Origin of the sequence: Oceanobacillus sp. CF4.6 (genome assembly GCF_051262635.1) — a bacterium.
Lineage (GTDB): Bacteria > Bacillota > Bacilli > Bacillales > Amphibacillaceae > Oceanobacillus.
Genome location: NZ_JBIMEX010000001.1, coordinates 303,185 through 315,650 on the forward strand (window position 1 = coordinate 303,185; position 12,466 = coordinate 315,650).

At 37.2% G+C, this 12,466-nt stretch carries 10 protein-coding genes and 1 other annotated feature; of the genes, 2 read left to right on the forward strand and 8 right to left on the reverse strand.

Annotation, left to right across the window (positions count from 1 at the left end; translation table 11 throughout):
• Positions 1-12 precede the first annotated feature (12 nt).
• Positions 13-232 (reverse strand) — a binding site (T-box leader).
• Positions 233-282: 50 nt separating this feature from the next.
• Positions 283-456 (reverse strand): hypothetical protein, encoded by a 174-nt coding sequence (locus ACHABU_RS01695; protein WP_435762360.1) that lies wholly within the window; start codon positions 454-456, stop codon positions 283-285.
• Positions 457-733: 277 nt separating this feature from the next.
• On the opposite strand from ACHABU_RS01695, the gene ACHABU_RS01700 reads away from it, so the two are divergent.
• Positions 734-1,801, forward strand: coding sequence for an N-acetylmuramoyl-L-alanine amidase (locus ACHABU_RS01700; RefSeq protein WP_435761603.1), 1,068 nt, complete (start codon positions 734-736; stop codon positions 1,799-1,801).
• Positions 1,802-1,862: 61 nt separating this feature from the next.
• On the opposite strand, the gene dtd is transcribed toward ACHABU_RS01700, so the two are convergent.
• The 7 genes from dtd to ACHABU_RS01735 all read right to left on the reverse strand — a co-directional run bounded on the left by dtd (position 1,863) and on the right by ACHABU_RS01735 (position 10,788).
• Positions 1,863-2,309, reverse strand: a complete 447-nt coding sequence (dtd, locus tag ACHABU_RS01705; protein WP_435761605.1) for a D-aminoacyl-tRNA deacylase — start codon at positions 2,307-2,309, stop codon at positions 1,863-1,865.
• A gap of 116 nt (positions 2,310-2,425) precedes the next feature.
• On the reverse strand, positions 2,426-4,630 hold the full coding sequence (locus ACHABU_RS01710) for a RelA/SpoT family protein (protein WP_435762334.1): 2,205 nt from the start codon (positions 4,628-4,630) through the stop codon (positions 2,426-2,428).
• Between the two features lie 213 nt (positions 4,631-4,843).
• Positions 4,844-5,356, reverse strand: a complete 513-nt coding sequence (locus tag ACHABU_RS01715; RefSeq protein ID WP_379495173.1) for an adenine phosphoribosyltransferase — start codon at positions 5,354-5,356, stop codon at positions 4,844-4,846.
• Entirely contained in the window at positions 5,346-7,664 is a 2,319-nt protein-coding gene (gene recJ, locus ACHABU_RS01720; RefSeq protein ID WP_435761607.1) for a single-stranded-DNA-specific exonuclease RecJ, read from the reverse strand. The genes ACHABU_RS01715 and recJ overlap by 11 nt, the downstream gene beginning before the upstream one ends.
• 56 nt (positions 7,665-7,720) lie before the next feature.
• On the reverse strand, positions 7,721-8,056 hold the full coding sequence (locus ACHABU_RS01725; RefSeq protein WP_435761609.1) for a LapA family protein: 336 nt from the start codon (positions 8,054-8,056) through the stop codon (positions 7,721-7,723).
• A gap of 123 nt (positions 8,057-8,179) precedes the next feature.
• Positions 8,180-10,441 (reverse strand): protein translocase subunit SecDF, encoded by a 2,262-nt coding sequence (secDF, locus tag ACHABU_RS01730; protein WP_435761611.1) that lies wholly within the window; start codon positions 10,439-10,441, stop codon positions 8,180-8,182.
• Between the two features lie 53 nt (positions 10,442-10,494).
• Positions 10,495-10,788, reverse strand: a complete 294-nt coding sequence (locus tag ACHABU_RS01735) for a post-transcriptional regulator (RefSeq protein WP_435761613.1) — start codon at positions 10,786-10,788, stop codon at positions 10,495-10,497.
• Positions 10,789-10,901: 113 nt separating this feature from the next.
• Here ACHABU_RS01735 and spoVB point away from each other — a divergent pair, with 113 nt between their 5' ends.
• The gene (gene spoVB / locus ACHABU_RS01740; RefSeq protein ID WP_435761615.1) at positions 10,902-12,452 is read left to right on the forward strand and encodes a stage V sporulation protein B; all 1,551 of its coding nucleotides are present in this window, start codon (positions 10,902-10,904) and stop codon (positions 12,450-12,452) included.
• Positions 12,453-12,466 lie beyond the last annotated feature (14 nt).

The window sequence follows — 12,466 nt, forward strand, 5'->3', positions numbered from 1 at the left end:
CCTTATATAAATATAAGGGACGGGAGTTTTTCCCGCGTTGCCACCCTAGTTGATGCCAATATCAGCACCCGCTCTTCACAGTTAACGCCCGCAAAACGTTCATACCTACTCTATTTCGATATAAATCCTCCGGAACGTCTTTCATCAGACCAACAGGGAAAATGTTTTCAGCCAAAGACATTTTCTCTCTATACAGGTGGTTCCTGATTACTTTTTCCTTCATCGGTAAGTTTATTTTAATTAGTTGAATGACTATAATATTAATGTTAACAACCTGCATTGTCAAGAACGATTCAGTTTTTTCTTTAACATTTTAACTTCCTCTATTGAAATTCCAAGTTCACTGGCAATTTCCATGTGTGTACCCCGTCCTTCCAGCTCCACAAAATGATGAAGATCCGTAGAAAAGATATCTTTCTGATCATTGACGTTCATTTGTTTATCATTCATTCTCACTATAGTGCCTCCCCTTTTTATACATATTTCGTTTGAAATGATTCAATTCATGTTGTTTATTGCTTTATAATCCGCGCAGTTAATGGAAAATACGACGGTACTTCAACTAGTTAGATCCGTAAAAAAATAATGGAAACAAGGTTTCTCTAACGCAAACGAAGTCCAATCTTCTAGAAAACCGCCTCTTGAAATTTATAAAGTACTCTTACAGTTTTGCCTTAAAGGAGAAATTTTATTATACTAAAAGATACATATAACAAAATTAGGGAGGAATATTGTGCAAACACATTCGAGAAAACTAATATTCATACTACTAACAGCAATTATCTTCCTCTATTCTGCAAATGCGGAAATTGTATATGCTGATGAAGCTGTCATTGAAGGATCCAATCTAAATATTAGAAGTGGTCCTGGAACTGATTATGATAGTGTTGGTGTGGCTGATACTGGTGAGTCTTACTCCGTTATTCAACAAAAGAATGATTGGGTGGAAATTGAATTACCAGGTGGATCTGGCTGGGTTGCGGAAGAATTTACAACTGTTACTGAGTCATCTGAAGAGGCTGAAGAAACAGAGATAGAGACCGATGTAAGCTCGATTACAATACAACATGAGCATACACAGTTAAGGGAAGGACCTTCTACGGACTATGATATTATTCACTTTGCAGAAAAGGGGATAGAATATGATGTCTTGTCCGCAATTAATGAATGGTATGAAATAGATGCTGCCGGCCAATCAGGTTACATACTAAAAGATCTTGTTAGTGAACCAAAAGAAGCTAGCAATAAAAATGTTTTCAAAAATAAAACGATTATCATTGATGCGGGGCATGGTGGTAGAGACGTAGGTGCAATTGGTGCTACAGATACCTATGAAAAAAGCTTTACATATCTAACTGCACATGAACTCGAGCAAGAACTCCAATATCTTGGTGCCAACGTTCTTCTTACGAGGGAAGAAGACGAATTTATCTCATTATCCAGTCGGTCAACATACTCCAATTTTAACGATACAGACGCATTTATTAGTATCCATTATAATAGCGTACCTGAACTTCCTCATGTCTCTGGTATCGAATCCTTTTATTATGCAGATCAAAATGAGAATCTAGCTAAATATATTCAGCAAGGGATTATTAAAGAAACAGATGAGTCTGAGTCTGACCGTGGAATAGCAAAGGGAGACTTTCAAGTTCTAAGAACAAATTTAAAACCGTCTGTCCTCCTTGAACTTGGTTTTATATCAAATCCGGAGAGAGAGGCATTGCTCCAAACAAACGCCTATCAGAAGAAACTCGTTACTGGTATTGTAGAAGGACTCAGAAAATATTTCAGTGAATAAGCAAATTCAAAAGTCAAAAACAGGGATGTCAATTATGACCATCCCTGTTTTATTTGGCTACCTATTTTTCTTTGCTGTCAATAATTAACGTTACTGGCCCTGTATTTGTAAATGTAACATCCATCATTGCACCAAATTTACCTGTTTCAACATGTATTCCATGTTCTCTGATCAAAGAATTAAAGCTTTCATACTTATTATTAGCTTCATCTGGCTTAGCTGCTTGCATAAAATTTGGACGTCTTCCTTTTCGTGTATCACCGTAAAGGGTAAACTGAGAAATCGACAAAATACTTCCGTTAACATCTTGAAGGGAAAGATTCATCTTTTCGTTTTCGTCTTCAAATACACGTAAATGAATGATTTTATTGACAAGATAATTAATGTCTTCCTGGGTATCTTCATGTGTTACACCAAGAAGAACAACAAAACCTTCCGTTATTTCTCCCACAATCTTTCCTTCGACACGAACACAGGCATCTTTCGCCCTCTGTATTACTGCTTTCATTATCTATTACTCCTTTAGAACTTTATAAAGTAGTCTCTTTTTGTAATGTTTGTATTTTTGAGTTGAGATAAACTACGACGTAGGATATGTGACTTCGGCGACCGCTCTGTAGGTATCTATTGTACGGTACGTGTAACCGTATATACATCTTTGATTTGTTTGATGCGTTCGACAATTTTTCGTAGATGACTGGTATTATGGATCAATATGGTAATCTGGATAATCGCCATTTTATTTCTGTCCGATTTTCCATTTACATGGGTGATATTTGTTTTCATTTCATTGACAGCCTGTAATACTTCATTCAGAAGTCCCCGACGGTCATATCCCGTTATTTGAATATCCACATGATATTGTTTATTTTCTGTATTTCCATCTTCCCACATGACATGCAGGTAACGCTGTTTAGCTTCTTCCGTCTGTACATTGGGACAATCCGAACGGTGAACAGATACACCTCGACCTTTTGTAATATAACCTAAAATCGTATCACCAGGTACGGGATTGCAGCATTTCGCGAGCCGGACAAGTAAATTATCTACACCTTCCACCCTCACACCAAAATCCTTTTTATGTGATCTGCTCGTACTCGTTCGATCTGTTTTCACTTCTTCGATGGTTGTTTGAAGGTCCTGATCCTTTTGTCTCGTTTGACGAAGCTTTTCGGTAAGTCTTGTTGCAATAAGTGCTGCTGTGATTCCTTGATAACCTACTGCAGCATACATATCTTCTTCACTAGTAAAATTAAATTTATCAAAAATCCGTTGCATATTATCGGATACAAGAACTTCTTTCGGATCAATATTTAAGGCACGAATTTCCTTATCCACTGCTTCCTTGCCTTTTACAACATTTTCTTCTCTTCGCTGCTTTTTGAAAAATTGTTTAATTTTACTTTTAGCCTGAGAAGTCTGTGTCATCTTCAACCAGTCCTGGGATGGACCATAGGAATGCTTGGAAGTCATTACTTCAACAATATCACCATTTTCCAGTTCATAATCAAGTGGCTCCATTTTACCGTTGATTTTTGCTCCAATTGTCTTATTTCCAATTTCTGTATGAATTTTATAGGCGAAATCCAGCGGGATCGATCCAGATGGTAATTCAACTACTTCGCCTTTCGGTGTAAAAACATAAACCATATCGGAAAAGAGATCAATTTTTAAGGATTCGATAAACTCCTCCGCGTCATGGGTGTCATTTTGCCAATCAAGAATCTCCCGGAACCATGTTAACTTTTCCTCAAATGATTTCTTCCCAGACTTAACCTGCTTTCCTTCTTTATAAGCCCAATGTGCCGCAATACCATATTCAGCAATTTCATGCATTTCCTTTGTACGTATTTGGACTTCCAGTGGGTCACCCTTTGGTCCAATTACCGTTGTGTGTAGCGATTGATAGAGATTCTGTTTCGGCATTGCAATATAATCCTTAAATCTTCCGGGCATTGGTTTCCAATTTGTATGGATAATTCCAAGAACTGCATAGCAGTCTTTGATACTATTTACGATAATTCTAACGGCCAATAAATCATATATTTCATTAAATTGTTTACCTTGTTTCACCATTTTTTGATAAATGCTGTATAAATGTTTTGGACGTCCTGACATTTCCGCTTCTACATTTACATCTTCTAATTCTTCTGTGAGTTCTTCAATTACTTGTTTAATATAAGATTCACGTTGATCTCTCTTTTGTTTCATCAATTGGACAATGCGATAATATTGTTGAGGATTAAGGTATCTTAAAGCAGTATCTTCTAATTCCCATTTTATAGTAGAGATTCCAAGACGATGTGCCAAAGGAGCGAAAATTTCCAACGTTTCATTTGAAATACGACGCTGCTTTTCAGGGGCAAGATGCTTTAAAGTCCTCATATTATGCAGTCTGTCTGCAAGTTTAATTAGAATGACGCGAATATCCTTTGCCATTGCTACAAACATTTTGCGGTGGTTTTCAGCTTGTTGGGCTTCTTTCGTTTCATATCTGATTTTACCCAATTTTGTAACGCCATCCACCAGCATCGCTACTTCATGATTAAACGCTTCTTCTAATCTTTCCAGCGTTATATCCGTATCTTCAACAACATCATGCAGAAAACCTCCTGCAATCGTTTCTGCATCCATCTCAAGATTTACAAGTATACCTGCGACCTGTACCGGGTGAATAATATAAGGTTCCCCTGATTTTCTGAATTGATCATGGTGTGAATCGTTAGCAAAATCATAGGCAAGCTGAATTAAGTCGATATCTTCACTCGACAAATACCGTTCTGCTTTATTTATAATATCCGTTATTGTTATGTTTTCATCGTTTGCCATGTAATCACCTTTACTAGCTGTCTGCATTATTTACCACATATTCACGGAAATAAATATTACCGTCTATCATCCAGTTTAAGTGGTAGACATATTTTTACAAGCGTCCTAAATATTTTTAATTATATGCTTTTATGATTCAAGTGTCCATTCAAAATTTTTATATAATAATAGGTCTGACGTTATTTACATAGCGCCAGACCTATTATTATATTTTTAATATGTCATTAATGCTAACACATCATAGCCATCCAATTTATCTTTACCGTCAAGATAGCTTAATTCAATTAGAAAAGCACAGCCAACAACAATTCCACCAAGCTCTTCGACAAGCTTTATCGTTGCTTCAATCGTACCACCCGTAGCGAGTAAATCATCTGTTATTAAAACACGTTGCCCTGGCTTAATTGCATCTTTATGGATTGTTAATACGTTAGAACCATATTCAAGACCATAGTCTACCCTAATCACTTCACGTGGCAGCTTTCCCTCTTTTCGAACAGGAGCAAAGCCTACTTCAAGTGCATAGGAAACCGGGCAACCAACGATAAATCCCCTCGCTTCTGGACCGACTACGATATCTATTTCCTTTTCTTTAGCAAATTCAACAATCTCATCAACAGCTGATTTGAACGCCTTTCCGTTATCCATCAGTGGAGTGATATCTTTAAACTGAATTCCCTCTTTAGGCCAATCTTCAACAATTTTAATATATTGCTTATAATCCATTTATTACTTCCTCCTTGGGACTTCCCAAATAATCCATACAACTGGTAAACCATTTTTTCAATTCTTGGTAATTTGAATAGTAAAGTTGCTTTTCAATAGCTGCCTTTTCAAGGCGATCCTGATACAATTTTGAATCTTGGAGATCTTTTTTAATTGGATCCGATTGTACTTCAATGATACCATTTTCTATTTTAACAAACCCGAGTTCAAAAAACACATTTGAAATAAAGATGACTTTATCTTTGCTCCATCCTTTGTGGTTCATAATCTTAGTTAATTCCTGTTTCATATCCATCACTTTACGTTGTCTGCATAGTGCATAAAACCAAACGAATTCTTCTCTTGAAGGAAATGCTGAAAGATATGCACTGTCTTCTAAATGAAAAAAGACGTAAATATTTACTGGTTTTACGTGCTGAATTATTCGCTTTAAAGATTCCAGTTTTACAGGAAGGTCGTATAAATAGAGAGAATTCTTTTCATCTAATATTTCCATTGAAGTATTATAGCTTACCTGCTCAATCTGATCATGGATCCGTTCATCAGAATTACTAATAATTAAATCTTTCCCATTGCCGGCTGGTTTAATCTCCATCTTCCGTTTACCTCGAAAATCAAATAGTTGCCATTCCTCAATTTTCATATCCCGAATAAAAATTTGGGCTTTCCGATTACCATTCCATTCATTAATTCCAAGTTCTCCAGCAATCGTAAGTGGTGTATTTGGCGAAATATAATCATACAGTTCCCCCATCCCAAAGGCAATTCCATCGAGTGAGAAGCCCTCTTTTTTGAATTGAAGTTTAAGATGATTTTTAGCACTGCCAATTTTTCTTGCGTCGGAAGGAATTTCTTTTACCTGAATAATGGGTTTGGGATTTTCCATACCAAATGGAGCCAGTTTATCAATTTCGGATACAAGACCTTCACTTATGTCTTCGAGAGCCAATTCAGCACTAATCGTAATTTCCTGTTTAAAATCTGCTTCAGTCAATTCTTCCTGTATAAATAAATCCAGTTTATTCTGTACAATTTCCAAATTTTCTAGTGGAAATGTCATTCCGGCAGCCTGTGAATGTCCACCGAAATGTGTGAATAGGTCTCTTATTTTCATACAGTTTTGAAATAGGTCAAATGCTGGAATACTTCTTGCTGAGCCTTTCACTACTCCGGTTTCTGGCTTAATCGTCAGGACGATTGCAGGACGATCGTATTTTCGAACTAATTTGGATGCAACAATTCCTAGTACCCCTTCATTCCAACCTTCTTTGGCTGCAATGATAACACCATGTGATTCGGAGGATTGAACAATTAGTTCTGCCTCTTTAACAATATCATTTACTATTTTTTTTCGTTGCTCGTTTATTGCATCAATCTCTTCTGCAATTTCTTGTGCCATTTCAGCATCTTCGGTCAATAGTAACTTTACTGCCAGGTCGGCATCTTGTAACCTTCCAACCGCATTAATTCTTGGTCCAATTAAGAAACCAACGTCTTCCTCGGAAACATTACCTTCTATCTTACAAATACGTTTAAGCGCCTTAATACCTGGGTTATTTGATATAGTCAGTGCATGAAGACCATAAAATGCCAGTATACGGTTCTCATCCACCAATGGTACTAGATCAGCGATTGTTCCGATTGCAGCAAACTCTAGTAAATGTTTTGGGAAATAACCAAGTAAAGCTTGTGCGAATTTAAACGCTACACCTACTCCAGCAAGTTCCTGAAAAGGATAATCAGGTGAACACTTTGGATGCAGAATGGCATAAGCCTCCGGTAATTCTTTCTGTGGCTCATGGTGATCCGTTATAATCAAATCAATACCTAATTGTTTAGCGATGATAGCCTCATGCACAGATGCAATTCCAGTATCAACCGTGATGATTAAGGAATATCCATTTTCGGATGCACGTTTAAATGCAGATTCATTGGGCCCATATCCTTCTGTAAAACGGTTTGGTATATAATAATCACATAATGCTCCAAGTTCATTCAACGCTTTTATAAGAACGGTTGTAGAACTTACACCATCTGCATCATAGTCCCCAAATACAAGAATTTTCTCATTGGAGTCTATTGCTTTATGTACACGTTCTGACGCTTTATCAATTGAATCAATCTGTAGTGGGCTGTGTAAATTCTTTATATCAGGTGATAAAAATTTTCTAGCATCTTCGGTGTTGGTAATCCCTCTTTGCTGTAAAAGTTTTCTTACAGTTGGTGACAAGTCTAATGTATCATCTGTTAATACCTCTGTCTTATTTTCAGTTGTTGTATATTTCCATATTGCCTTACTTTCTAACATAAATTCACCCCTGACTAATCTATTATACAAGAGACTAGCAGGGGTAGCAATCAGAATTATTTAATTGGAGTATCGTTATCTTCTAAATCTACTTTAAGATCCTTCTTTTCACTCTGGATTGGAATACCGTTTTCATCGAGGCTTTGAGATAATGTAACGTTTTCCGCTTTTAGAAGTTTAATCTCTCTTTGTAATCGATAAATTCGCATTGCACCAACAGAAGCCGTTATAATTCCCCCCATGAGTACAGAAAATAGGATTACGAGGATTAATGGTGATTCCTGTGTCAAGAATAAATAATTTACCTCTACGGGATCTACATTGATCACAGCAAAAATTGCAACAATAATTACTAGTATAATCGCTAAAATGACGTATGTTTGTCCTTTCATCGTTAAAGCCCTCCTACAGATCAATTTCAATTTGTTTGTTAGATTACCCTTATTCAGAACAATTCAAGCATGATACTATACAAGCTTTGTTAGCACTCCTAACAAAGCTTGTACTTGTATTTCTTAAACCTGTGGACCTTCCACACGTTTTTTCTTTGTGAAGTCCAAGGGCTTATCTTTAACCGATCTTCCTCGCCATACGAGCCATAGTTGGGAAGCTAATAATAACGAAGAATAGGTTCCCGCAATAATCCCTACTGCCAATGCGATAGCAAAACTTGCAATGGAAGAAGCCCCTAATATTAGAAATGCCAAAATCGCAATTAGAGTAGTGAATGATGTGTTCATCGTTCTTGTAAAGGATTGTATGATACTCGTATTAACAATCTCAGCAAGCTCCTTAAAGGATTTGACACGTTTTTTCTGACGAATATTTTCCCTGATACGATCAAAAATAACAATCGTATTATTTATCGAATACCCTACAATTGTTAAGAGCGCTGCAACAATCGTAATATCAAATTCCAGCTGTGTAATGCTGAAAACGAAAAGAATGATAAATACATCATGCAGTAATGTAATTAAGGCCGTAATTGCAAAGAAAAACTCAAAACGGAAGGTTACATAAATAATCATAAATATGGATGCTATTGCTACTGCATAAATAGCATTTTTAACCAATTCCTGGCCTACAATCGGCGATACCACACTGACACTTGGGTCCTGTCCGTATTTCTCACTAAAATACACCTGTACTTCTTCCACTTCTGCCTCAGAGAGTACATTGTCAAATCTGGTTACCGCAAGTTCATTATCGGCACCGGATAGCACAATTGATTTAGCTTCCAATTCAAGCTCTTCGAATCCCGCTTCCACTTCTTCATTCGTAAGGCTTGTATCGGAAACCACTTCCACACGCGACCCACTAGTGAAATCAATCCCAGGATTAATTTGGAAGACTGTGAGGGCTATACCTCCAAGAATAACCGTTATGATTGTTCCTATGAAATACTTTTTTCGATGCTGAACAAAGTTTACATTGCGATTAAACAATTTTGGTTTTTCTTCTTCTTCTTCTTCTTCTGCTATATCTTTAATTTGCGATTGTTTAATGCCGAACCATGTTTTTCTTTTTGTAAGATAACCACTCTGTACCCACAATCCCAACAGGATTCTTGTGCCAAGAACTGCTGTCAAAAAACTGATGATAATACTGATGATTAGCATTGTCGCAAAGCCTTTAACTGAACTTGTTCCAAAAATAAACAGAACAACCGCTGCGATTAATGTGGTAATATTAGCATCCAAAATGGTTGAAAGGGAACTTTTATTACCTGCTTTAAATGCCGCTTTAACCGATTTCCCTGTACGCAGTTCTTCTTTAATACGTTCGAATGTAATTACGTTTGCATCAACTGCCATACCAACACCCAATATTAGTGCAGCGATTCCAGATAAAGTCAATACACCATTAAGTAGTTCAAACACCAATAAAACAAGATATACATAGAAAGTTAAATTTATAGCTGCTATAAAACCGGAAAAACGATAGAATACGATCATAAACAGCAGTATTAGACCAATACCTACAATGCCTGCAATTAATGTCTCATTTAAAGCTTGCTCTCCAAATTGTGCACCGACGGAGGTAGAGAATATTTCAGTCATATGAACTGGTAGTGAACCAGAGTTAATAATATCTGCAAGTTGCTTTGCAGACTCTACCGTAAAGTTACCTGAAATCATCACGTTTGACGTATGTAATGGTTCACCTACATTAGGTGCAGAAACAAATTTCGGTTCTACCTCCATTGCTTCCTCGACATAGGAGTCGCCTTTCTGAAAATCCATCCAAATTACCAGTTTGTTATCAGGTGGGGTCATTTGGCTAATATCTGTCGTAACTTCCCCAAACTTTGCAGCATCTTTCAGTTGCAGTGTAACAATCGGCGCATTCGTCTGTGGATCAAAATCTTGTGCTGCGCTCCCTTCTACTACATCATTTCCATCAAGGAGTTCACTATCATTTACATCACGAAAAGATAATTGCGCAGATGTGGAGAGTAATTCTCTAGCTTCTGACTGGTTTTCAATACCTGCCAACTGTACACGAATTCTGTCGTCGCCCTCTATATTAATGACTGCCTCACTAATTCCAAGACGATTGACACGGTCATTCAGTGTTTCAACAGTACCTTCCAATAACCCTCTTGTTACTTCCTGATTTTCATCCACAGGTTCAACTTCATAAAGTACCTCGAATCCTCCCTGCAAATCCAACCCAAGATTGATATCTTTTGTAATTCCTATAACCGTTGTTCCTATTATTCCTGCCAAAGCTAACAAAACAAGAAAAAAGGAAACAATTCTTCCTCTCTTTTTCATTGAACATACTTCCTCCTTAAAATTACGAAACATCTATGTACTATGTATACATTTTATTTTTCTTTTTCACCAGTTAAGGCCGCAATAGAAGCAATCAAATTGTCATTCTGATAGGAACTCATTGTTAAATAGCTCAAATATGTACTGGATGCAAGATGTAGTATATCTTGAACAATCTCGTGGAGTAACTTTTCAGGATCCCCTTTCCAAACCTTTTTCACCATGCATGACCATACATCATCTGGTGTTGCCTGGGAGTATCCCATCATTTCCAATTCTTCTGCTTTGCTTTTTAATGCGGGAATGATCATTTGCTTCCACTCACTAACATTCTGTTTAATTTCCATATTATCCCACCAATTCCTGTCATCTACTTTTAGCTTGTCATGCTTTGTACACCTTTGTGCATATATATCATTGTATATGAAATTTAATTATTTGAGAAGGCAGGTCGACAAAAATGACCAAACAAACATTTTTGCAGGGTGCTATGGTTCTAATAATTGCAGGAATGATTACCCGTTTTATGGGTTTTATCAATCGTATCGTTGTAGCGAGGCTCATGGGAGAAGAAGGTGTCGGTCTATATATGATGGCACTTCCGACACTATTTCTTGTGATGACGTTAACACAGCTTGGATTGCCTGTAGCAATATCTAAGCGAGTGGCTGAAGCAGACGCGGTTAATGATCAAGCTAAAATCAAAAAAATTATCATTGTATCATTGATGATAACATTAACTACAAGCATCGTGTTCACCATTCTATTGGCAATTGGTGCACCATATCTAGCTTCTAGCCTTTTAACTGACAGCAGGTCCATGTTACCACTTCTAGCGATCAGTCCGATTATTCCTATTACAGCCGTTTCAGCAGTCATCAGGGGTTACTTTCAAGGCAAGCAGAATATGAAGCCTCAAAGTTATGCCCAAGTGATCGAGCAAATTGTAAGAATAGCCTGCGTCGCTTTTTTTATAAATCTTTTACTTCCGTATGGCGTTGAATATGCTGCTGCAGGTGCTATGTTTAGCGTTATACTAGGTGAATTCATCTCCATGATGTATATGATTTATGTTTTTAAAAGGAAAAAGACATTAAAGCTGAGAAATCGATTTTTTTCCTATTTTAGATCTGGACAAACTGTAGCAAAAGAACTTTTCTCGATTGCATTACCAAGTTTGGGAAGCAGAATGATTGGCTCCATCTCTAATTTTCTAGATCCAATTTTAGTCTTTCAAAGTCTTGCTCTTGCGGGAGTTGCAAGTTCACTTGCTACAAAACAGTACGGGGAACTGACAGGATATGTCATGCCACTGTTGTATCTTCCTACTTTTATTACCCATTCACTAGCAGTTGCACTTGTTCCTTCCATTGCCGAAGCAGAGGCAAATAAAAACAGAAAAATTATCCATTACCGGATACATCAATCGATACGGATATCATTTGCTTCGGGGGCAATATCAACCGTTGTACTCTCACTATTTTCCGTTCAACTGCTCACGTATATGTATGGAACAGGAAATGCAAGTCACTATCTTGTTTTAATGGCACCGTTCTTTTTGTTGCTTTACATTCAGGCACCATTGCAGGCAACCCTTCAAGCACTTGATCTGGCCAGACCTGCTATGTGGAATAGTTTAATTGGGGTCGCACTCAAATCAATCGTTTTACTAGCTCTTGCATCGAACCCAAATTTTGGAATTATAGGAGCAGCTATTGCCATCAGTTCAGGTGTAGTCGTGGTTACCTTGCTACATATGGCCGTTCTTCGAAAAGCAATCGGCTATACCATTCCGTTATTGGATGCTTGTAAGATGATACTCTTGTTATCCCTTTCCTGGGTCGCTGGAAGCTTCCTTAAAAGTATTCTAGAAAGAGCAGAACCGAATCTGTTACTATTTGCTCTCCATCTTATTGTTCTATTACTATTCTATCTCGTTTTACTCTTTGCACTTAAATTTATAACAAAAGAGGAATTACGACAACTCCCCTTTTTCAACAGAAAAAAATGACACTTGGAAATTTC

What these genes read in the sequence shown, in the direction of transcription:
- dtd (WP_435761605.1), bottom strand. Translation starts at nt 2,309, where the DNA reads ATGAAAGCAGTAATACAGAGGGCGAAAGATGCCTGTGTTCGTGTCGAA.
- ACHABU_RS01710 (WP_435762334.1), bottom strand. Translation starts at nt 4,630, where the DNA reads ATGGCAAACGATGAAAACATAACAATAACGGATATTATAAATAAAGCA.
- ACHABU_RS01715 (WP_379495173.1), bottom strand. Translation starts at nt 5,356, where the DNA reads ATGGATTATAAGCAATATATTAAAATTGTTGAAGATTGGCCTAAAGAG.
- recJ (WP_435761607.1), bottom strand. Translation starts at nt 7,664, where the DNA reads ATGTTAGAAAGTAAGGCAATATGGAAATATACAACAACTGAAAATAAG.
- ACHABU_RS01725 (WP_435761609.1), bottom strand. Translation starts at nt 8,056, where the DNA reads ATGAAAGGACAAACATACGTCATTTTAGCGATTATACTAGTAATTATT.
- secDF (WP_435761611.1), bottom strand. Translation starts at nt 10,441, where the DNA reads ATGAAAAAGAGAGGAAGAATTGTTTCCTTTTTTCTTGTTTTGTTAGCT.
- ACHABU_RS01735 (WP_435761613.1), bottom strand. Translation starts at nt 10,788, where the DNA reads ATGGAAATTAAACAGAATGTTAGTGAGTGGAAGCAAATGATCATTCCC.
- spoVB (WP_435761615.1), top strand. Translation starts at nt 10,902, where the DNA reads ATGACCAAACAAACATTTTTGCAGGGTGCTATGGTTCTAATAATTGCA.